This is a genomic window from Ensifer sp. Root954 (genome assembly GCF_001429005.1).
Classification (GTDB): Bacteria; Pseudomonadota; Alphaproteobacteria; order Rhizobiales; family Rhizobiaceae; genus Ensifer; species Ensifer adhaerens.
On sequence record NZ_LMJM01000051.1, the window covers coordinates 114,655 to 137,549 of the forward strand.

Below are 22,895 nucleotides of genomic sequence, written 5' to 3' on the forward strand. Positions count from 1 at the left end.
AATGGATTGGTCGGAAAACTACGCCGAGGCCATCGCGCAACTGCGTTCTACGCTGTCTCCCGAGGAACTCGAGATGGCGGATCGCGTGCACAAGTTCCACATTCCTTACCTCGGCCTTGGGCGCGATCCGGCGGTGGCACTCGCCTTGAAACGGTTGGTGCTGAACATTGCCGGACAGCGTCCCGGTGGCCGCAAACACCCCAACAAGAGGCGCATTCTTGCTGTTTGCGGGGATTCCGGATCAGGGAAGACGCGTGCGCTGCTGGAGCATACGGGAAAAATTCCCGCCATGCGTCAGTACCTGCTCCAGGGAACCATGTACTCGCCCTTCCTCGGGTACGAAGCACCCTCCCCATGCACCCCCAACCTGCTGGCTCAGGAAGGGCTAAGGGCATTGGGCGTGGACGTGAAATCGACAATCAAGGAGAACGCGGCCTGGGACCTCTTTCGAAACGAGCTCAAGGCCCACAGGGTACTCTTCGTGCTGATCGACGAAGCGCAACATGCGGTCAATACGGCAAACCGTATTGAGGCCCAAAAGATCGCGGACGCGTTCAAGAACTTGGTGCAGATGCCTGACTGGCCTGTGCGGCTCATTCTTGCGGGCGTGCCGCCACTCGACGAATTCTTGTCGACCGAAAAACAGCTGTTCAATCGGAGGACTCTCATCAGGTTCGAGAAGCTCCACGGCAAACGTGGGCTCGAGAGCATCCGCGAAGTCCTTGGAAAGGTCATCCAAGAACACGCGGGGCTTCAATTGGGGGAAGACCTCGACGGCGATTTCGCTGCTCGCCTCAGTCATGCGAGCGATGGCGACTTTGGGTCCGTCATCCAGATGATCCGAGACGCAGCGGAAATCGTGATCGCAACAGGTCGCGCGGTCGTGGAGAAATCTGACTTCGCTGCAACTTACGACTCTTTCACCGGATGCACACCGGACAACAACGTCTTTCGTCTCAAGGGCGACGCATGGGTCAGTCTCAAACCGCTTCGCGCGTATGCCAGACCGGAAGACCATGACTGGCGCAGTTCGTTCAGCGAGGCCGCCGCAATGCCAAGGTCCAAAAAGAAGACCGTCGCCTTCGGAGACCGGCCATGAGACACCTGACCCTCACGTTGCCCCGCGGTCAGGACGAATCCCTGGCGAGTCACTTCTCGCGGGTCGCCGCCCTGCACGGTCAGCCTACCGCGTCCGCGTTTGCGAGCGTGTTCGGTCTTCGCTTTCGCAAGGTGGCAGCGGGAGCGAGTCCAGATGTGTATGAGGCGGCGGCAGCGCTGGGCGATACTCCCGAGAGCGTCGAGGCGACCCTGACGCGTTACGAAAAGAGGCGTCTCACTATTCGAGGCCATCAATTCACCCGGGATTTCGCGTGCGCGAGCCAGAAGCGCTTCTGCCCATCGTGCCTGCTCGAAGACGAAGAGCAAGGAACGGGTCGACCTGGCCTTCGAGCTTACGGCAGGATCATCTGGCTTCCACGCTTGATCCAGGGATGCCCCGTGCATGAAACGACATTCGTCGAGTTCGACGCGCTCAGGTGGCAACTGGGTCCCGACTTCGCGCTATATCTGCGGTCGAACCAAACGTCGCTGGCCGAGTGTCAAAAACGGACGGAGCCCGCCGTGAACACGGACTTCCAGCAATTCGTGCTCGCCCGTCTCGCTGGCGCGGCCTCAGGTCTCTGGCTCGACACTATCCCGCTGCAAGCAGTGGGCCACCTGGCAACCGTCGTAGGGATGGTCACAAGGGGCGAGACTGCTGTTTCACCACGCGCAGACGAAAAGGTAATCCGCGACTGCGCGCCTGACGGTTTCGCCATCCTCGCGACCGGGGAGAACGCCTTTCGTGAGTTTCTCGCGTCCGCCATCACCCGCAACTACACGCCAAGAAGAAAGATCTCCGCGTTGATCATCTATCGCGAGCTGGCCGCGGAGATGTTATTCCATCAGGATGTGCCTGGTTATCGTGACCTGTTGGCGATCATGCAAAGCGTCGCTCGAGACATGCTTCCGCTGAGTCCAAATGAAGACTTCCTGGAACCGGTCACCCGACGCAAACTTCACTCGATCCACAGCGCTTCCAAGGAATATGAGATCCCTTTCACAATCCTCTGGGCAGCCCTGGAAGAAGAAAGGTTGGTACCGTTGGGTCTCAGCCCCTGGGTCGTCGCCAGAATGACTTTCGAAGCCGAGGCGGTTACCGACGTCGCCCGCGCCCTGCTTGAAAGCGGCTTTGCCGGCTCGGAGGCCCACAAGCGCTTTTCCCTGTCGGCCCGTTTGGCCGCAGCGGTCGACAAAAAGAACTTCGTGCCGGCCGAATGGCTGACCATGGCGCATGCAACCGCGAAGCTCGGCACCACGAATGAAGATCTCACGGCTGCCTTGATTGACGATGGCTATCTGACAGAAATCGATGCTCCTACCAAGCAGTCGCCGCTGCGAATACGAAGAGCCGACATAGAGGAGTTCCGCCGAAAATACGTACTTGGGCCGTCCTTCCATAAATGGGTTTCCCGGAAGACCCGCCTTGAGCCAAACGGCTGGCTCAACTCTTTGGACATCGCTCCGGTGATATCCGAGCACCGAATAGGAATGAACATCTATCCAATGGACTGCTACGCGAAAGCATCACTCGCCATGTCGGCGATGTCCTGAAAAAAGCGAGCCGGGGATGCCCGGCTTCTTTTTTGGCGATATTCCGTGGGAAATTTGAGAGTTTCTTTTGGGAATCGAGGTTTACTCTTGGCGATTTCCGGTCCAATGATATCAATAGGTTGCACAGGGGGTGGGCAATTTGTGCTTACTTTCAACAGCAAACGTACGCCGTGACAGTCCGCCGACCGGCTTGTCGGCAGCGACGTCGAAATAGCTGCGCTTTGAGTTCGATCAGCGACATGGAAGCGCCTCGAGCACACCTCAAGAGCTCACATGAACCCCGGATTGCGGGGCAGATAGCGCGTCCAGTCGCCATAACCGGGAGACGCCATCAGCAGCATTGGAAACGTGATCCGCATCCCCTGATTGACCGCAAGGCTCAAAGCGCCGTCGCATGCCCCGGGCAAGAAGGCCGAAATCCTCTCAGACGTGCCCGCGGCGGCCAATCGCGACGCGGCCGCGAAGGCATCTTGAACATGGTCGGGCCACAGGACGGCGAGTGGGCCGATGTGCCCGTTGGCGCCGATATAGCCGTATCCGGCAGGATCGCTGCCGGCGTAAAACAGAAACCCTCGGGTTGCCAGATCGCCAAGCAGGTAGCGATGATGCTTGTCCCGCGATACGCCGATGGCGCAGCGATCGACCGTCGCCAGCGTCTCCATGGTCGCTGCATCGGGTTCGATCGGCACGGCGCGCAGGACCGTCTCCGGCAACATCCGCATTGCCTCTCGCCTGGCATCGAAAAAATAGATCGGCGTGCGCGGAAAGAAGCCGTGTCGCATGTAGAGCCCCTGCGACACCCGATTGAAGGTGAAGGTGATCAGCGCCTTGTGGGCTGCGCCTGACTTGCGCGCATGTTCCAGAGTTCGTTCCAGCAGCGAATTTCCGATGCCCCGGCCCTGTTGAGCGGGATCGACGAACAACTGGGCGAGAAACCAGAGATCCCCGCAAGTCCAACTCCAGGCGCATCCGACGATGCCCCCGCCCTCTTCGGCCACCCAGAGGCCGTCCGGATCGTCCCTAAGGCAAAAAAGCTGAAAATTGGGAGGGCTTGTCGCCGCCATCGGGCCGAAGCCGTGCCGAATGGTAAGATCGTTGATGCTTGAGACGACCAGTGCATCGGTCGCAGCCAATTCGTCGGCTCGAGCGGGCCTGTAAACGAGCGGCATTGGTAACACCACGAGAGGTTTCCAAGACAAGGCTGGCTTCGCAGCTCGACCATATCACGCTCTGCCGCTCCGCTTCATCAGAGACCTTTCCTCCGTCAGACGATTTCCGGTTCCGGCGACGAGATCGTCGCGCCTACTTTCCAAAGCTCTGTTGCCCGGCGCCCGGATTGGACCTATGACCGTTGACCAACAGCGCGAAAACGCTTCCGAATTCGCCGTGCCGAGGGGCTTGGCCAGCGGGGTTTGAACAGGATGAAACTCGACGCCGTCGATGTCAGGCAAGCCGCCTCAGCGGCCGATATCGTCTATGAGGCCTTGCGCAAGGCGATCATCGAAGGCGACCTTGCCGAAGGCGAGAACCTGCGCCAGGACCACATCGCCCAGATGTTCAACACCAGCCGCATTCCGGTGCGCGAGGCGCTTTCACGGCTGGAGCAGCATGGGCTGATTACCACCGAGCGCTATAAGGGCGCCGTTGTCGCCGGCCTCTCGATTGAGGAAATCGAGGAGATTTTCGAGTTCCGCGCACTGATCGAGGCGGAGGTCATTCGGCTTGCCGTACCCAGTCTCGACCGCCGTACGCTGGACCTTGCACGCCAGCATTGCGAGGAATTCGAGCAGGAGGAAAATTCCGACCGCTGGGGCGAAATCAACCGCAACTTCCACTACAGCCTCTACGAGGCAGCACGTCGCCCCTATTACCTGCAGATCGTTCGCGCCTCTCTCGATCGCATCGACCGTTACCTGCGGGCGCAGCTGACGCTAACCTCGGGCGTCGCGCGTGCGCGCCGCGAACACAAGGCGATCCTGGATGCCTGTGTGGCGCGCGACGCCGAGCGGGCCAGCGCCTTGACGCGCGATCATATCCTCGATGCCGGTCGCTCGCTGACCGTCTTCCTGAGAGAACAAAGAGGCTAGCGGCGCGGTTTCTCCCGCGGCTTTGGCCGACCGTCATAATAGTTTGATTTACATATCGTTTTATCGTGTTTCATTCCGGATCGATGCTCGATCCTTCACAGCAGTGCTCCCGCTGAAATTGCGCCGCACGTCGACTGCTCTCCGGTTGACAAGCGGGGCGGAAGCCTGAAAAGTGAAGCCTCTATCGAGACCGGCAGCGTTGGGAGGACTTGATGTCTGTGCGCGCGTTTTTCGGCCTTTCCACCCTCTTCCTGTCGCTTTTGACCGCCGGCATCCCCGCCGTTGCCCAGGAGAGTGGACGGCAGATCGAGATCACTCAGGACGGCGATTATTTCGGTTTCGACCTCAGGACCGAACAGAACGTCTCGCTCGACGAATGCCAGCAGACATGCATCGCGGACCAGGCCTGCCGCGCCTTCACCTACAATCCCAAGGTGAAGTGGTGCTTCCTCAAGTCCGACTATAACCAGCTCAACACCTTCCCCGGCGCCATCGCCGGCAAGGTCGTGCAGCCGCAGGTCACACAAGCCGACATCGGGGCGCCGCCGCGCCTGAAATTCCTGTCGGATCAGTTGCTGCAGGACGCCCGCAACACCAAGGCCAATCTTACCCTTGCCGACGATCAGCAGGGCATGGGCGTCAATACGCTCATCGACATGGCACGCGGCCAGGCCGGCATGGGCAATATCGAAAATGCGCTGAAGGCCTTCCAGGGCGCGTTGGCGATCAATCCTGATGACGCCGAACTCTGGCTGGAGGCGGCGCGAACCGCGAACCGCATCACCAACAATTCAAGCGTATCGATCCAGGCGGCGATCGCCGCGATCAACGGCTACGAGCTGACCCGCACCACCGAGAGCCGGGCGCATGCGCTTGCCGTCATGGCCAAATCGCTGGAAGGCGCCGAGAATTTCCGCGCCGCACTGAACGCCTACAAGGCGAGCCTGGAACTGGTGAAGGCAAAATCGGTCGAGGCAGCCTATCTCGACCTTAAGCAGCGCAAGGGCTTCCGCGTCGTCGAACATACGATCGATTCCGACGCTGCGACGCCGCGCGCCTGCGTGCAGTTCTCCGAGCAGCTTTTGAAGAGCGGCGCCGACTATGCCTCCTTCGTCACCGTCAATGGTGCTGCGCCAAAGGCGCTTGAGGCGAAGGGCGACCAGATCTGCATCGAAGGCCTATCGCATGGCGAGCGCTACAAGCTGACCCTTCGCGCCGGCCTGCCGTCCACCGTCGACGAAATGCTCGAAGCGCCCGTCACCCTCGATATCTATGTCGCGGACCGCGCCCAAATGGTGCGCTTCACCGGCGACAGCTTCGTGCTGCCGTCGACCGCGCGCCGCGGCATCCCGCTCGTTTCCGTCAACACCGACAGCGCCAAGCTGAAACTCTACCGCGTCGGCGATCGCAGCATCGCCCAGGTGCTGCAGAGCTCGCAGTTCCTGACCCAGCTCGACGGCTACAGCGCCCAGCGCATCGAGGATGAGATCGGCGAACTCGTCTGGCAGGGCTCGATCGACATCGAGCGCGACGTCAACAAAGAGGTCGTCACAAGCTTCCCGGTCGACGAGGCACTGCCTCAACGCAAGCCCGGCGTCTACGTCCTAACCGCCGCACCGACCACCGGTATCAGCCAGGAATGGGATGCGCGCGCGACGCAATGGTTCGTCGTTTCCGATATCGGTATCTCCACCTATGCCGGCACAGACGGGCTGAACGTCTTCGTGCGCTCGCTTGCGACTGCCGAGCCGATCGAAGGCGTCGAACTGCAGCTCGTCGCCAAAAACAACGAGATCCTCGGCACGGCGGTGAGCGATGATGACGGCCGCGTGACCTTCACTGCTGGACTGATCCGTGGCACGGCCGGCCTCACGCCCGCCGTCATCACCGCCAAGAAGGGCGAGGACGACTATGTCTTCCTCGACATGAGCCGCGCCGGCTTCGACCTTTCGGATCGTGGCGTCACCGGGCGCGCGGCTCCTGGCGCCATCGACATTCTCGCCTGGACCGAGCGCGGCATCTATCGTGCCGGCGAAACCGTGCATGCGGCAGCGCTTGCCCGTGACGTTGACGGCATGGCGATCGAGAACCTGCCGCTGACCTTCGTCTTCCTCCGCCCGGATGGTGTCGAATATCGCCGCATGACCAGTGCCGGCGGCAAGCTCGGCGGCCATACGCTCGACCTCGACACCCAGGCAAACGCCATGCGCGGCACCTGGACGATGCAGATCTTCACTGACCCGAAGTCGCCTGCGATCGGCGAGAAGCAGTTCCTGATCGATGACTTCGTGCCGGATCGCACCGAATTCGATCTCACCAGCGACGCCAAGGAAATCGCCGTCGGTGAGACGGCAAGCGTGGCAGTCGACGGGCGCTATCTCTATGGCGCACCGGCTGCCGGCCTCGAACTTGAAGGCGAAGTGACGATCAAGCCGACACGCGAAAACGCCGCCTTCAAGGGCTATTCCTTCGGTCTTGCCGACGAAGAGGCGAGCGAAGACACGCGCCTGCCGCTCGAAGAGCTTTCGTCGCTCGACGAAGAAGGCAAATCCAGCTTCGACGTCCTCATCGACGAAGTGCCCTCGACCACGCAGCTGCTAAATGCCACCGTGACCGTTCGCATGCGTGAAGCCGGCGGCCGCGCCGTCGAGCGCTCGCTGAAACTGCCGGTGCGCGCCGAGGGCCCGATGCTCGGCATCAAGCCGGAATTCGAGGGTGAGCTCGCCGAAAACTCCGTCGGCAAGTTCCGCGTCATCGCCGTCGATCCGGCCGGCAGCAAGGTCGCCATGCAGGGGCTCCTCTGGAAGCTGATCAGCGTCGAACGGAACTATCACTGGTATCGCGACGGCAGCGCCTGGAAATACGAGCCCGTCGTTACCACCAAACAGGTGGCCAACGGCAGCGTCGACCTGACGGAAGACGGCGGCGATATCTCCGTGCCCGTCGGCTGGGGGCGCTATCGCCTGGAAGTCGAGACGGCCGCGGTCGATGGCCCGACTTCGAGCGTCGAATTCGACGCCGGCTGGTATGTCGCGGCCACCTCGACGGAAACGCCTGACGGCCTTGAGATCGCGCTCGACAAGGAGAAGTATGCGGTCGGCGACACGGCCAAGCTGAAGGTCTCGCCGCGTTTTGCCGGCGAACTGCTGGTCACCGTCGGCACAGAGAACCTGATCACGACCGAGACGGTATCGATTGCGGCTGAAGGCGGCGAAGTCGAATTGCCGGTCACCGACGCCTGGGGCGCCGGCGCCTATGTCACCGCCACGCTCTACCGGCCGGGCGATGCCCAGGAAAGCCGCATGCCGATGCGCGCCATCGGCATCAAATGGCTCACCGTCGATCCGGCCGAGCGCAAGCTCGCCGTCACGCTTAACGCGCCCGAAAAGATGGAGCCGCGCCAGCCGCTCGACATCAGCCTCCAGGTCGCCGGTGCCGGTGCCAATGAGGAAGCCTATGTGACGATCGCCGCCGTCGATGTCGGCATTCTCAATCTCACCCGCTACGAGCCGCCGAACCCGGAAGCCTGGTATTTCGGCCAGAGACAGCTCGGCCTTGAAATCCGCGACCTTTACGGTCGCCTGATCGACGGCTCGCTCGGCGCGACCGGAAAACTGCGCACCGGCGGCGATGGCGGCCAGGTCGCGCTTCAGGGCAGCCCGCCCACGGAAAAGCTGGTCGCCTTCTTCGAAGGACCGGTACAGCTCGACGGCGACGGCAAGGCAACCGTCAGCTTCGACATCCCGCAGTTCAACGGAACGGCGCGACTGATGGCCGTTGCCTGGACGAAATCCGGTGTCGGCCACGCCACGCGCGACGTGGTGATCCGCGACCCCGTCGTCGTTACCGCCAGCCTGCCGCGGTTCCTGGCGCCCGGAGACCGGTCGGACCTGAGGCTCGATATCGCCAATACCGACGCACCGGCCGGCGATTACCAGATCCATGTGACGACCAGTGGCCAAGCCACGGTCGAGCAACCGGGGACGGGCAGCACGGTCACCCTGGACCAGGGCGGTCGCTCCTCCATCACCTTGCCGGTCGTCGGGCAATATCCCGGCAACGGCGTCGTCACCGTGGCGCTGACCGGCGCCAACGGCCTTTCGCTCGAGCAGTCGCTCGACCTGCTCGTGCGTCCGGCAACCCTGCCGGTGACACAGCGACAAGTGGTTTCGATCGCGCCAGGAAGCAGCCTGACGGTCGACGGGCAGTTGCTCGCCGACAGCATCCTGCAGGGCGCTTCCGTCAACCTCAGCGTCACCCGCTCTGCCGCCTTCGATATGCCGGCACTGCTGATGACCCTCGATCGCTATCCCTATGGCTGCACGGAGCAAACGACCAGCCGCGCGCTGCCGCTGCTCTACCTGAGCGAACTCGCCAAGCAGTCCGGCCTTGCCGATGACGAGGGCGTGACGAAACGGGTGCAGGAGGCGATCTACCGCGTGCTCTCCAACCAGTCCTCGTCGGGCAGCTTCGGGCTTTGGGGCCCGGGCTACGGCGACCTCTGGCTCGACGCCTATGTCACCGACTTCCTGACCCGCGCCCGCGAGCAGAAATATGACGTGCCCGAGGCCGCAATGGTTCAGGCGCTGGAAAACCTGCAGAACGGCGTCAGCTACGACACCAACGCCAAGGATCGCGGCAACGAGATCGCCTATGCGCTCTACGTGCTTGCCCGCAATCGCAAGGCGGCGATCAACGACCTGCGTTATTACGCAAACACGCTGATCAACGATTTCCCGACGCCGCTCGCCAAGGCTCATATCGCCGCAGCGCTTTCGCTGTATGGCGATGCTCAAGGGGCGCAGGACACGTTTGCCAACGCGGCGAACATGTCGACGGGCCTCGTCAATGTCAGCCTGTCGCGCTCCGACTACGGCTCGTCGCTGCGTGACGGCGCGGCGGTGCTGGCGCTTGCGGCCGAAAGCCGACCGGTCCCGCCGATCGTTCCAGAGCTATCGAAAATGGTCGCCCGCGAATGGGAACAGAAGACCTATACCAGCACCCAGGAACAGGCCTGGATGCTGCTTGCCGCCCGCGCCATCCAGAATGGCGACGAGGACATGGCGCTCGACGTCAACGGCGCATCGAAGTCCGGCAGCTATGCCGCCCAGATGACCGGCGACGCGCTCATCACCCACCCGGTGGTGATCCGCAACCAGGGTGCCGATCCGGTTTCGGCCGTGGTCACCACGGTCGCCGCCCCCGCCCAGCCGCTTTCGGCCGGCGGCGACGGCTTCACCATCGAGCGCACCTACTACACGCTCGACGGAGCCGAGGCGAACGTCATGGAAGCGCGGCAGAACGAACGCTACGTCGTCGTGCTGAAAGTCACGGAGGCCAACGACTGGCCGTCGCGCGTGCTGGTCACCGACCTGCTGCCGGCCGGTTTCCAGATCGACAATCCGAGCCTCGTCGACAGTGCCCAGCTCAGCAATTTCGAGTGGCTCGGCGAAATCACCGCGACCCATACGGAGTTCCGTAACGACCGCTTCGTCGCAGCACTCGACCGCAGCATCGGCGCCGGCCGCGAGGTCACGCTGGCCTATGTCGTGCGCGCGGTAACGCCGGGCACCTATGACCATCCGGCCGCAACTGTCGAGGACATGTACCGGCCGCAGCTTTCGGCCCGCACCGCGACCGGGCGCATGGAGGTGCTGGCCGCGCAATAGGCAAGATCATGTCGATTGGGCGCAAACTGCTGATCGCCTTGCCCGTCTGCCTGCTGGTGACGGGGCTGACGGGCTTTGCGATCGAAAAGGCTGACGAGGCCTTCCCGCCGCCGCTTGCGGAGGCGGACGTCGTCTCGCGCGAGGTGGACGACGCCAACGGACAGCTCTTGCGCGCCTTCGCAACGCCGGATGGCCTCTGGCGACTGAAGACCACGGTCGACGATGTCGATCCGCAGTTCCTGAAGATGCTGATCGCCTACGAAGACCAGCGTTTTGAGGAGCATTCCGGCGTCGATATCTTGGCGCTTGGCCGCGCCGCGCTTCAATTCGTCAGCAATGGCCGGATCGTCTCGGGCGCCTCGACGCTTTCCATGCAGGTCGCCCGGCTGATCGAGCCGCGGCAGCAGCGCTCGATAACCGCCAAGATGTTGCAAATCGCACGCGCGATCCAGATCGAGCGACGGCTATCGAAGGACCAGATCCTCAATCTCTATCTCACCCATGCGCCTTATGGCGGCAATATCGAGGGTGTGCGCGCCGCGAGCCTCTCGTGGCTAGGCAAGGAGCCGAAACGGCTGACGGCCGGCGAAGCGGCCCTGCTCGTGGCACTACCGCAATTGCCGGAGAAGCGCCGCCCGGACCGCAACCATGCCGCCGCTGTCGCCGCCCGCGAACGGGTGCTGACGCGTCTCGCCGTTGCTGACGTGATTGGCGACGGCGAAGCGGAACGCGCAATCGCCACGTCCGTTCCGTCGCGCAGGCTGCAACTCCCGGCCTATGCCGCGCACCTCGCCGAACGGGCGTTGCGCAAGGACCCGCGGGCGGTTCGGCATGAGACGAGCTTGCGCCTTGCCGTCCAGCGCAACCTCGAAGCCGTGGCAAAGGAAGGGGCAGCCAAGCTCGGACCGAAGGTTTCGGTCGCCATGGTGATGGCCGATGCGAAGACCGGAGAGATCGTCGCTTCGGTCGGATCGGCCGACTATTTCGATGCGAGCCGCTCCGGCTGGATCGACATGACGCGCATCACGCGTTCGCCGGGCTCCACCCTCAAGCCCTTCATCTATGGCCTTGCCTTCGAAGAAGGGCTCGTCAGCCAGGAAACGATCATCGAGGACCGGCCGGCGGACTTCTTCGGCTACCGCCCACGCAACTTCGACATGAGCTACCAGGGCGATGTCAGCGTGCGCGAGGCGCTGCAATTGTCTCTGAACGTTCCGGCGATCCGCCTGCTCGACGCGGTCGGCCCGGCCGAGCTGATGATGCGCTTTCGCCGCGGCGAGGTGAAGCCGGCACTTCCTGCCGGCGAAGCACCCGGCCTTGCGATCGGTCTTGGCGGCGTCGGACTTTCCCTGCGCGATCTCGTGCAGCTCTATGCGGCGCTTGCCAACCGCGGCTTCCCGCTCCGGCTCGGCGACGGCGTTGAGGGCAAGGCGGGCCTGATCGAAGCGGAACCGGTGCTTTCGCCGGTCGCCGTCTGGAATGTCTCCGACGCGCTCTCCGGCGTGTTGCCGCCCGCTGGCAGTCGCCAGCGCGGCATCGCCTATAAGACCGGCACCAGCTATGGCTACCGTGATGCCTGGTCGGTCGGCTATGACGGCCGCCATGTGCTCGGAGTCTGGGTCGGACGGCCCGACAATGGGGCGGTTCCCGGCCTCACCGGCTATGGCAGCGCCGCCCCCATTCTCTTCGAAGGCTTCGCCAAATCCGGCTTCGGCATCACGCCGCTGCCCGATGCGCCGGCCGGCGCGATCCGCATTTCTCAAGCCGAACTGCCGATCAGCCAGCGCCGCTTCTCGCTGACGGCAAGCGGCCTCGTCAACGCTTCGGCCCGCGAGCCGGCACCGCAGATCGTGTTTCCGCCCGAGGGCGCACGCGTCGAGCTCAGTGCGAACCATCAGGCGCTTTCGCCGCTGACACTCAAGCTCCAGGGCGGACGCGCGCCGTTCCGCTGGCTTGCCAATGGCAAGCCTCTGCCGGAGCTCACCCGCCGGCGGGTCACGCAGTGGCAACCGGATGGTGCCGGCTATTCGACGCTGACGGTGATCGATTCCGTCGGCCGCGCCGCCAGCGTGCGCGTCTTCATCGAGTAACAGTGCGGATCTCGCGTGCCGCGTCTTCAGCCCGCTCGGCGAGGAGCGCTTCGATCTCCTCCTCCAACCGCACCGCATCGAGCGGCTTGTGGAGAAGACGGTGGCCGCTTGCGGTCACTTCCTTCAGCCGTGTCGGCGACGTATCGCCGGAAAGGATCAGCGCCGGCACCTCCCGCCCGAGATGGGCCCTGATCTCCCGGATCGCATCGATCCCGGTCTTGCCGGCCTCGAGACGGTAATCGGTGATGACAAGATCGACCGGCACCTCTCCTAAGCGCGCAGCCTTCGCAAGCTCCTTTCGGGCCCCGGCAGCCGAACGCCCGGCATAGACCGCATAGCCGAGCGTGCGGAGCAACAGCGCCGTCGCATCCAGCGCGTCGCGCTCATCGTCGATGACGACGATGCCCCCATGCTGCGTCGCAGCGGCCGGATGGGCGCGTCCGGGCTGTGCCAGCGAAGGCGGCGCGACCACCGGCAAAGTGATGGAAAACATCGAACCGCGACCCTCCGTCGAGACCACCTTGACCGGGTGGCCGAGCAGAGCGGCGGTACGCTGGACGATAGCAAGGCCGAGCCCGAGCCCTTGCGCCCGGTCGCGCGCCGGGTTCTGAAGCTGTACGAACTCCTCGAAGATTGCGTCCTGTTCGGACGCCGGGATGCCGACACCGGTGTCCCAGACCTGCACCTCCAGCGCAGCACCGCGGCGTCGGCAACCGATCAGCACCGTGCCGGTCCGCGTGTAGCGGAAGGCATTGGAAAGAAGGTTGTCGAGGACACGCTTCAGCATCATCGGGTCGGTATCGACCCAGACATCCGTCATCACCACGCGCCATCCGAGGCCCTGGTCCTTCGCAATGCCGGAGAACTCCGCCTTGAGGTCGTGGAACAGTCGCCGTAGGGACACCGGTTCTCGCGCGACGGTCACGATTCCCGCGTCAAGCTTGGAAATGTCGAGCAACGCGTCGAGCAGACCGCCGAGATTGCCGATAACCGAGCGCGCGCGATCGGCGAGGTCGCGGGCGTTCTTGGCCGGAACGTCACCGTTGCGACCGAGTGCTGCGAGCGTCGAGGTGAAAAGGCTGAGGGCGTGGATCGGCTGACGCAGGTCGTGGCTTGCGGCAGCGAGGAACCGCGACTTGGAGCGATCGGCGCTCTGCGCCTTGTCGCGCTCTGCCTCAAGGCTCGTGATCAGCGACAGATTCTCGAAACGCAGCCGCACCGTTTCGGCGAGCGTCCTGTGGGTGACGCGGCTGTAGTAGAGGTCGACGCCGAAGAGGCAGATGGTGAAAATCAGATAGGTGTCGTAGATCGGCCCTTCGCCGAGGAAGCAACGGATCGCGAAGGGCAGGAGGATCGCAACCAGCGAGCCAGCATAGGCGAGCGGAAAGGCAGACAGCGACGGCACCGCACCGCTGGCAATGCCTGTGATCACGATGCAGACGAAGGCAAGCGTCTGCGGCTCGTCCGGATGGAAGGCAAACCAGCCAAGCGCGCCCCAGAGACCGCTGGAAACCCACGAAAGCAGCGTGAAGCGCCAGGCCCATCGCCGCCAGTCCCGCGTCCGCCCTTCATCGGTCTGACGCCGATATCGCCAGTCGAGAAGAATGCGGGCGAACGTCAGCAGATAGAGTGCGGCACCCCATGAAAACAGCAGATCCCACGACACAAGATCGCGCAGGACATAAGCAACCGGCAGTGGAATTGCGAAATTGGCAAAAAGCACCGCGTAAGATTGACGAAATAATAAGCCTATCAGGAGAGGTTGCAGGTGTTCGCGAGTCTCCATTGCCGCTCCTGTCTCGATGCAACGCCATGTCGGCGGAGAATTGCCGATTTCGATGAAGGATTGCTTACATGCGCAAACTGCTGACGATCGTGGTGGCAGACGATCACGCCATCGTTCGCGAGGGCCTGAAGCTGCTGCTCTCCACCATGGACCACGTATCGGTGGTTGCGGAAGCGGCCGACGGCGAGACGCTGACGACCATCGTTCGCGCCAGCAGTCCTGATCTGGTGATCCTCGACCTCGGCATGCCGGGGGTTGCCGGCGTGCAGTTCATCAACGAACTCCGGGCGGTCGCGCCGCGCATGAAGATCCTGGCGCTGACCGCAAATATCGAGCCGCGAACCGTGCGGGCCGTGATCGCCGCCGGGGCCAGCGGTTACCTGACGAAGACCGGCGACCCGGCCGAACTGAATGCAGCACTCGACGCAATGCTGCGAAACGAAATTTATCTCAGCCAATCGGTTCGTTTCGCCATCGACGATCCCCGCAGCCACCAGCCGCCGCCGACAACCGATACGGCGCTCTCCCCCATCCCCCTCACCCGCCGCGAAATGCAGATCCTCTCTCTCGCCGCCCAGGGGCTCACCGCGCGCGAGACCGCCGATCGCCTCGGTATCAGCCCGCTCACGGCCCGCAAGCATCGCGAGAACCTGATGCGCAAGCTCAGTCTGCACAACACGGCAGAGATCGCGGCCTATGCGCTGCGCATCGGCCTGCCGATCGGTTGATATCGCAGTCCTCGCCGGTCTTTCCGGAAGTCACCTTCCCTTAACCACGGCAAAACAGGCGATCCTGCCACAACGCCGAAATACGGCACCTGCCGTATGTCAATCGGATACAACCAAGCGTAGTTCTCCCGCTCTATCGCGCCACCGAGATGGTTCGACGCCAAGACGTCGGCCCGGGGCGTTCCGGCTATTTCGGGAGGAGCCCCCATGCCGTCGCTGGAGCATTGGATTTCGTTCGCACTGGCAACGGCGATTTTCGCCTTCATGCCGGGTCCTGCCATTCTCTATATGACGGCGCAGACGTTGGCGCATGGCCGCAAGGCCGGCCTCCTGGCGGCGCTCGGCATTCATATCGGCTGCTACGTCCACATCGCCGCCGCGGCGCTCGGGCTTGCCGCCCTGCTTCACCATGCACCGCTTCTCTATGGGGCGATCAGGCTTGCCGGCGCCGTCTATCTGGTCTGGCTCGGCGCGACCATGCTGCTCGGAGTCGGCAAACATGCCGCCCACGCCGAGGCTGCGAAACCCGGCGTCCTGCGCGACAGCATCGTGGTGGAGGTCCTCAATCCCAAGACCGCCTTGTTCTTCGTGACCTTCCTGCCGCAGTTCGTGGATCCGGCCGTGGCGATGCCGATGTCGCTGCAGTTCCTGATGTTCGGCCTGCTGGTGAACCTTGCCCTGTCGGTCGCCGATATCGCGGCCGTCTTCCTCGCCTCCTTCACGCTCGGTCGGCTGGTTGGTGGCGCCGGCAATCTTGTTCCGCGCACCTGCGGTTCGATCCTCATCGGCCTCGGCCTGATGCTGGCAAGTCAGCCGATCTGATCGCCCAAAGACGGTGCGCGCGCCGGGTCCGACCTTGGTGTATCCTTAAGGACGCTGAAGTCGGGGGGCGCCATGCTGAATGCAACCGAGATCGCCAAGGCCGCCGAAAGCCTGCATCAGGCCGAACGCGATCGAAAACAGATCGGGCTCCTCTCGCTCAAGCATCCCGAAATGACGGTCGACGACGCCTATGCGATCCAGGCGGCTCTGGTCCGGCGCAAACGCGACGACGGCCACCGCATCATCGGCTGGAAGATCGGGCTGACGTCCAATGCCATGCAGCAGGCGCTCGGCATCGACACGCCCGATTCCGGCGTGCTCTTCGACAACATGCTGTTCGACGACGGCGCAAGCATACCCGCCGATCGCTTCATCCAGCCACGGGTCGAAGCGGAGATCGCGTTCATCATGAAAACCGGGCTCAAAGGCCCGCGGGTCAACATCGTCCAGGTCCTGAACGCCACGGATTATGTCATGCCGGCGCTGGAAATTCTCGACAGCCGGATCGTCCGCACGGATCCGAAAACAAAGAAGGCGCGCATCCTCGTCGATGCGATCGCCGACAATGCCGCCAATGGCGGCCTCATCCTCGGCGGCCGCGCCGTGCGCCCCGATACGGTCGACATGCGCTGGATGGGGGCGATCGTCTCGCGCAATGCGGTGATCGAGGAAACGGGACTTGCGGCCGGTGTGCTCAACCATCCGGCGCGCGGCATCGCCTGGCTCGCCAATCGTCTCGCGCAATGCGGCGACGCGATCGAGCCCGGCCAGATCGTTCTCTCAGGCTCTTTCATCCGCACGCTCGAAGCCAGGAACGGCGACACGATCGTCGCCGATTTCGGCGCTTACGGCTCGGTCAGTTGCCACTTCGCGTGAAGTGTATAACGACAGGCAGGCTACACACCCGCCGCGCGGATATCACTGCACCAGGATGGCGCGGAAATCGTTGACGTTGGTGCCGGTCGGGCCGGGCTTGAAGAGATCGCCGAGCGCATCGAACGCCGACCAGCTGTCGTTCTTTTGCAGGAATGCCGCGGCATCCAGCCGTTGCGCCGCGAGACGGGCGATGGTGGTGTCGTCGGCGAAAGCGCCGGCGTTGTCCTCGGAGCCGTCGATGCCGTCGGTGTCTGCGGCGAGCGCCGAGACCCCTTTGGCACCGTCGATGCCGAGCGCCAGCGCCAGCAGGAATTCGCTGTTGCGTCCGCCCTTGCCCTTGCCGCGGATGGTGACGGTCGTCTCGCCGCCCGAGAGAACGACGACCGGTTTGGTGAACGGTCGACCGCGGCCGGCGACTTCCCGGGCGATCGCCGCATGCACACCGCCAACATCACGCGCCTCTCCCTCGATCGCATCGGAAAGAATGATCGCGTCGATGCCGGCGGCACGCGCCTCTGCAGCCGCGGCCTCGAGCGAGACGGATGCGGATGCGATCAGCCGGACTTCGTTACGGGCAAAACGCGGGTCATCAGGAGATGGCGCGACGCTTTCCGGGCTATCGATCCACGCCATAACCTTTGCCGGCAGGTCCAGACTGTAGCGCTCGATCAGCGTCAGCGCATCCTCGCGCGTGCTGGCGTCCGCCAGTGTCGGGCCGGAGGCGACCAGCGCCGGATCGTCGCCCGGAATATCGGAAACGATCAGCGAGACGACCTTGGCCGGATAGGCGGCGGCAGCCAGCCGACCGCCCTTGATCATCGAGACGTGCTTGCGCACGGCATTCATGGCGCTAATCGGCGCGCCGGAGGCAAGCAACGCCCGGTTGACCGCGATCTCGTCTTCGAGCGTCAAGCCGGGTGGTGGCGAGGGCAAAAGCGCCGAGCCACCGCCGCAGACGAGCGCGACGACAAGATCGTCCGCCGTCAGGCCGCCGACTTCGGCGAGCAAGCGCTTCGAAGCCAGCAAACCGTTTTCATCAGGCAGGGGGTGCGACGCTTCCAGCACCTCGATCGTCTCGCATGGGGCAGCATAGCCATAGCGGGTGACGATCACGCCCGAGAGGGGACCATCCCAATGGCGTTCGAAGGCGGCTGCCATCTGGGCCGCACCCTTGCCGGCCCCAACCACCACCGTCCGCCCCTTCGGTCGCGCCGGCAGGTTGGCCGCGATCACTTTCTCCGGATCAGCCGCGGCAACGGCCGAGGTGAACAGCGCTTCGAGGAAACGGCGTGGATCGGTGATGGCTGGCATTGGTCTCCCCCTGGAGGATGTCGCGTCGCTCCATCCTTATATGTCATCCCAGCGCAAATCGCGGTTGGAACTGCATGAAAGTCTCGGGCGGCGGTTCCTCCAACCGCCGCCCGGACGCATGACCGGTCCGGTACAATGGGACGCCGGACGAGTCATGCGCATTTAAGGTCGTCGCCTGATCTTTTCAAAGCGGCGCAATTCCTAACGGAAAACCGCTTCGCACGTTTCCTGGAATTGCTTAGGCAACCTGGTGGTTCGCCATGCGCTCCAGCGCCCGGACGAGGCCGGAGTGGTCGAGGCCGCTGTCGCCGTTGGCGGCGCAGTTGTTGAAGAGTTCCTGCGTTGCCGCCGTGTTCGGCAGCGAGATGCCGAGCGACTTGGCACCCTGGAGAGCCAGGTTGAGGTCCTTCTGGTGCAGCGAGATGCGGAAGCCCGGATCGAAGGTGCGCTTGATCATGCGCTCGCCGTGAACTTCGAGAATGCGCGAGGAGGCAAAGCCGCCCATCAGCGCTTCGCGGACGCGCGCCGGATCAGCACCCGCCTTGGAGGCGAAGACAAGCGCTTCCGAGACCGCTTCGATCGTCAGCGCAACGATGATCTGGTTGGCGACCTTGGTGACCTGGCCGTCGCCGCAATCACCGACGAGCGTGATGTTCTTGCCCATCAACTTCAAGAGCGGCAGGGCGCGGTCGAAGCTCTCCTGGGCGCCGCCCGCCATGATCGAGAGCGAAGCATTCTTGGCGCCGACTTCGCCGCCGGAAACCGGGGCGTCGATGTATTCGGCACCGGTCTCGCGAACTTTCTTGGCGAATTCCTTCGTCTCGATCGGCGAGATCGAGCTCATGTCGATGACGAGCTTGCCCTTGGAAAGACCGTAGGCGACGCCGTTTTCGCCGAAGAGAACATCCTTGACCTCAGGGGTATCCGGCAGCATCAGGATGATGGTGTCGACTGTTTCGGCCAACGCCTTCGGCGAGTCAACGAACTTGAGGCCGTTGTCGAGCAGCTCCTGGCGCGGCGGGATGACGAACTTCGAGGTGACGATCGTGTGGCCGGCATCCTGCAGGTGGCGCGCCATCGGCGTGCCCATGATACCCAGTCCAATGAAACCGATTGTTGCCATGGTGTTTAGCTCCTGATCTTGATGATGTCTGCGGATTGGGTGCGCTGGCGCTCGGCGCCGAGCCAGCCGAGGCCGTCGGCCGTCGTGGTGCGCGGCTTATATTCGCAACCGATCCAGCCGTCGTAGCCGGCCGCTTCCAGCGCGTCGAAGACGAAGGGATAGTTGATCTCGCCGGTGCCCGGCTCGTTGCGGCCCGGATTGTCGGCAAGCTGGACATGAACGATGCGATCGGCAAAGCGCTTGTAGGTGCCGATCAACTCGCCCTGCGTGCGCTGCTGGTGGTAGAGGTCGTACTGGATGAACAGGTTGTCGCTGCCGACCTCCTCAATGATCGAAGCCGCCTGCTCGACCGTGTTGAGATAGAAGCCCGGAATATCGAAGTCGTTGATCGGTTCGATGAGCAGGCGAATGCCCTGCTTGCCGAGTTCGCTTGCAGCAAGCTTGAGATTGGCGACCAGCGTGTCGCGCAGCACCTGTTCAGAGACACCGTGAGGCGCGATGCCAACCAGGCAGTTGACCTGCTTGCAGTCGAGCGCCGTCGCGTAGTCGATGGCGCTCGCCACGCCTTTGCGGAACTCGTCGACCCGGTTAGGCAGGATGGCGATGCCGCGTTCGCCGCTCGCCCAGTTGCCGGCCGGCAGGTTGTGCAGAACTTGGGTCAGGCCATGGCGCTGAAGCTCTGCGCGCAGGCTCACCTTTTCGAATTCGTAGGGAAACAGATATTCCACGCCCTCGAAGCCGGCCTTGGCAGCAAGGGCGAAACGATCGAGGAACGGCACCTCGTTGAACAGCATTGTCAGGTTCGCAGCGAACTTCGCCATGCGATGTTTCCTCCTTGTGTTTGTCTTGTGAGCGATGCGGGCGGCGGAGCGCCCGCATCTCCTCAGTCATTCAAGGCTCAGTCGAGCAGGGCCGTGATCGCGGTCGGCACGTCCTCGCCGCGCAGCGCCAGTTCCTCGAACTCGACGACCGCATTGATGTCGGCGCCCATGGAGATGTTGGTGACGCGCTCGAGGATGAACTCGATGACGACGGGAACCTGGTGCTCGTCCATCAGCGCACGCGCCCGGTCGAAGGCTTCCTGGAACTCGTTCGGACTGCGCACACGGATCGCCTTGCAGCCGAGACCTTCGGCAACCGCGACGTGGTCGACGCCGTAACCCTTCTCCGCATCGCCCGACGCGTTGATGTTGTCGAAGGCGAGGCTGACCTCGAAGTCCATGTTGAGACCGCGCTGCGCCTGGCGGATGAGGCCGAGATAGGAATTGTTCACGACCACATGCAGGTAAGGCAGCTTGTGCTGGGCGCCGACAGCCAGTTCCTCGATCAGGAATTGGAAGTCGTAGTCGCCTGAGAGTGCCACGATCGTCCGGTCCGGATCGGCAGCGCGAACACCGAGTGCCGCAGGCAAGGTCCAGCCGAGCGGTCCGGCCTGGCCGCAATTGATCCAGTTGCGCGGCTTGTAGACGTGCAGGAACTGGGCGCCGGCGATCTGGCTGAGGCCGATGGTCGAAACGTAGCAGGTGTCGCGGCCGAAGGCCTTGTTCATCTCTTCATAGACGCGCTGCGGTTTCAGCGGCGTCTGGTCGAAGTGGGTCTTGCGCAGCATGGTGCGCTTGCGTTCGCGGCACTCTTCCGCCCAGGCGGACCAGTCACGCAGCTTGCCCGCCGTCTTCCATTCCGTCGCGACATCGAGGAAGAGCTTCAGCGCAGCGCCGGCATCCGAGACGATACCGAAATCGGGCGCAAAGACGCGGCCGATCTGCGTCGGCTCGATGTCGACGTGAACGAACTTGCGGCCTTCCGTGTAGGTCGGAACGTTGCCGGTGTGGCGGTTTGCCCAGCGGTTGCCGACGCCGAGCACGAAGTCGGAGGCGAGCATGTTGGCATTGCCGTAGCGATGCGAGGTCTGCAGGCCGCACATGCCGGCCATCAGCGGATGGTCATCCGGGATCGTGCCCCAGCCCATCAGCGTCGGAATAACCGGAATTCCGGTGATTTCGGCAAATTCTGTCAGAAGGTCCGATGCATCGGCGTTGATGATGCCGCCGCCGGCAACGATCAGCGGGCGTTCCGCTTCGTTCAGCATCGCGATCGCCTTCTCGGCCTGGGCCCGCGTCGCCTTGGGCTTGTAGGCTTCAAGCGGCTGGTAGGTGTCCGGATCGAATTCGATCTCGGCAAGCTGGACGTCGACCGGCAGGTCGATCAGCACCGGGCCGGGACGGCCGGAGCGCATGATGTGAAACGCCTTCTGGAAGACGAAGGGAACGAGCGCCGGCTCCATGACGGTAACCGCCCACTTGGTGACCGGTGCTGCGATCTTGGCGATATCGACAGCCTGGAAATCTTCCTTGTCGAGACGGGCGCGCGGCGCCTGGCCGGTGATGCAGAGGATCGGGATCGAATCCGCCGAGGCCGAATAGAGGCCGGTGATCATGTCGGTGCCGGCCGGGCCCGACGTGCCGATGCAGACTCCGATATTGCCGTGCTTGGCGCGCGTATAGCCTTCGGCCATGTGGGAAGCGCCTTCGACGTGGCGCGCCAGGATATGACGAACTGAGCCGCGCGCCTTCAGCGCCGAGTAGAACGGATTAATGGCGGCACCCGGTACGCCGAAGGCACAGTCGATGCCTTCCTTTTCCAGAACAATAACAGCCGCGTCAACGGCACGCATCTTAGCCATGGGAACTCCTCCAATTTCCTGAAACAATAATCCATTATCATCGATACGCAACACACAAATGGAAATCATTTCCATCATGTGGAAATAAAGATTTTCAATAATTCGGAGAAAATCGCGGCATGGCCTGATAGAGGATGATGGGCGAGACACGTGATTTTCAGAGAGGCTTTTATGGACGGCAACGGCAGGGGAAAACGCGGACGCAAGGCGGGCGAGAACGCCGCCCCTTCATCCGTCCAGGTGCTTGATCGCAGTCTCGCCCTTTTGACGGTCGTGGCCGAAGGCGACGGCTCAACCCTCACCCAGCTCGCCGACGAGACCGGCATGGCGCCGTCGACCGTGCACCGGCTGCTGGCAACGCTTGCCGGCCACGGCATGGTGATGAACGACCCGGACACGGGCGCCTGGACAGTCGGTTTGAAGGCGTTCGAGATCGGCAACGCCTATCTGCGCTTCCGCAAGCTCGGCACCATCAGTCGGCCGTTTCTAAAAGGACTGATGGAGGAAAGCGGCGAGACGGCGAATATCGGCATCGAAGAAGGCGGCGACGTCGTCTTCATTTCGCAGGTCGAAAGCCACGCGCCGATGCGCGCTTTCTTCCGTCCCGGCCGCCGCGGTCCGGTTCATGCCTCCGGCATCGGCAAGGCCATCCTGTCCACCTGGTCCGACAAGGAGATCGCCCAGCTGCTCCACGGTCGCGAACTCGCGCATTTCACCGACAAGACGCGCGATACGCTGCCGGCGCTGTTGAAGGATATCCAGGAGATCCGCCACCGCGGCTGGTCGGTCGACGACGAGGAGCACACGCTCGGCATGCGCTGCGTCGCCGCTCCGATCTTCAACGAATATGGCGAAACGATCGCCGGCATATCCATCTCGGGGCCGTCGGTCCGCGTCAGCGATCAGAAGCTCTCGACCTTCGGCCCCATCGTGCGCGAACGCGCGGATGCGCTGACCAAGGCGATGGGCGGCAAGCGACCGGAAGAGCTTTAAACCCCGACCAACAGAAACGCCGCGCGTCCGATCCGGACACGCGGCGTTATAATAAGCAATGCTGGCGAGCCAGCA

The 22,895-nt window shown here is 63.2% G+C and carries 15 protein-coding genes; 9 read left to right on the forward strand and 6 right to left on the reverse strand.

The features are described from left to right. Position 1: 1 nt before the first annotated feature. Together ASE71_RS29870 and ASE71_RS29875 are read left to right on the forward strand one after the other, a co-directional pair. Complete coding sequence (locus ASE71_RS29870) at positions 2 to 1,099, forward strand: ATP-binding protein (RefSeq protein WP_060521679.1); 1,098 nt, start codon at positions 2 to 4, stop codon at positions 1,097 to 1,099. Then, entirely contained in the window at positions 1,096 to 2,652 is a 1,557-nt protein-coding gene (locus ASE71_RS29875; protein WP_060521680.1) for a TniQ family protein, read from the forward strand. The genes ASE71_RS29870 and ASE71_RS29875 overlap by 4 nt, the downstream gene beginning before the upstream one ends. A gap of 269 nt (positions 2,653 to 2,921) precedes the next feature. Here the strand turns inward: ASE71_RS29875 and ASE71_RS29880 are convergent, their stop codons facing one another. Continuing rightward, positions 2,922 to 3,821: a GNAT family N-acetyltransferase gene (locus tag ASE71_RS29880; protein ID WP_060521682.1), complete on the reverse strand. Its 900-nt coding sequence runs from the start codon at positions 3,819 to 3,821 to the stop codon at positions 2,922 to 2,924. Between the two features lie 252 nt (positions 3,822 to 4,073). Here ASE71_RS29880 and ASE71_RS29885 point away from each other — a divergent pair, with 252 nt between their 5' ends. The 3 genes from ASE71_RS29885 (at position 4,074) to pbpC (ending at position 12,498) form a co-directional block, all read left to right on the forward strand. Further along, positions 4,074 to 4,739, forward strand: a complete 666-nt coding sequence (locus ASE71_RS29885) for a GntR family transcriptional regulator (protein ID WP_051659493.1) — start codon at positions 4,074 to 4,076, stop codon at positions 4,737 to 4,739. 218 nt (positions 4,740 to 4,957) lie between these two features. Next, positions 4,958 to 10,408, forward strand: coding sequence for an alpha-2-macroglobulin family protein (locus ASE71_RS29890; protein ID WP_060521826.1), 5,451 nt, complete (start codon positions 4,958 to 4,960; stop codon positions 10,406 to 10,408). Positions 10,409 to 10,416: 8 nt separating this feature from the next. Then, a complete protein-coding gene (gene pbpC, locus ASE71_RS29895) occupies positions 10,417 to 12,498 on the forward strand; it encodes a penicillin-binding protein 1C (protein WP_060521683.1) in 2,082 nt (693 codons plus the stop codon). Here the strand turns inward: pbpC and ASE71_RS29900 are convergent. Then, positions 12,488 to 14,284, reverse strand: a complete 1,797-nt coding sequence (locus ASE71_RS29900; RefSeq protein WP_060521685.1) for an ATP-binding protein — start codon at positions 14,282 to 14,284, stop codon at positions 12,488 to 12,490. The genes pbpC and ASE71_RS29900 overlap by 11 nt on opposite strands. 68 nt (positions 14,285 to 14,352) lie before the next feature. Between ASE71_RS29900 and ASE71_RS29905 the strand changes: the two genes are divergently transcribed. From ASE71_RS29905 to hpaH, 3 genes are all read left to right on the forward strand, one after another. Further along, positions 14,353 to 15,012: a response regulator gene (locus ASE71_RS29905; RefSeq protein WP_034799397.1), complete on the forward strand. Its 660-nt coding sequence runs from the start codon at positions 14,353 to 14,355 to the stop codon at positions 15,010 to 15,012. 207 nt (positions 15,013 to 15,219) lie between these two features. Beyond that, entirely contained in the window at positions 15,220 to 15,834 is a 615-nt protein-coding gene (locus ASE71_RS29910; RefSeq protein ID WP_060521686.1) for a LysE family translocator, read from the forward strand. Between the two features lie 72 nt (positions 15,835 to 15,906). Then, on the forward strand, positions 15,907 to 16,710 hold the full coding sequence (gene hpaH, locus ASE71_RS29915) for a 2-oxo-hept-4-ene-1,7-dioate hydratase (RefSeq protein WP_034799390.1): 804 nt from the start codon (positions 15,907 to 15,909) through the stop codon (positions 16,708 to 16,710). Between the two features lie 42 nt (positions 16,711 to 16,752). Here hpaH and ASE71_RS29920 read toward each other — a convergent pair whose 3' ends face one another. The 4 genes from ASE71_RS29920 to gcl all read right to left on the reverse strand — a co-directional run bounded on the left by ASE71_RS29920 (position 16,753) and on the right by gcl (position 21,827). Further along, positions 16,753 to 18,021, reverse strand: a complete 1,269-nt coding sequence (locus ASE71_RS29920; protein WP_060521688.1) for a glycerate kinase — start codon at positions 18,019 to 18,021, stop codon at positions 16,753 to 16,755. Between the two features lie 238 nt (positions 18,022 to 18,259). Next, positions 18,260 to 19,144: a 2-hydroxy-3-oxopropionate reductase gene (locus tag ASE71_RS29925; protein ID WP_034799385.1), complete on the reverse strand. Its 885-nt coding sequence runs from the start codon at positions 19,142 to 19,144 to the stop codon at positions 18,260 to 18,262. Between the two features lie 5 nt (positions 19,145 to 19,149). Continuing rightward, a complete protein-coding gene (gene hyi / locus ASE71_RS29930) occupies positions 19,150 to 19,965 on the reverse strand; it encodes a hydroxypyruvate isomerase (protein WP_060521690.1) in 816 nt (271 codons plus the stop codon). A gap of 77 nt (positions 19,966 to 20,042) precedes the next feature. Next, entirely contained in the window at positions 20,043 to 21,827 is a 1,785-nt protein-coding gene (gene gcl, locus ASE71_RS29935; protein ID WP_034799378.1) for a glyoxylate carboligase, read from the reverse strand. 171 nt (positions 21,828 to 21,998) lie between these two features. Here gcl and ASE71_RS29940 point away from each other — a divergent pair, with 171 nt between their 5' ends. Next, entirely contained in the window at positions 21,999 to 22,820 is an 822-nt protein-coding gene (locus ASE71_RS29940) for an IclR family transcriptional regulator (RefSeq protein ID WP_060521692.1), read from the forward strand. The last annotated feature ends 75 nt before the right edge of the window (positions 22,821 to 22,895 follow it).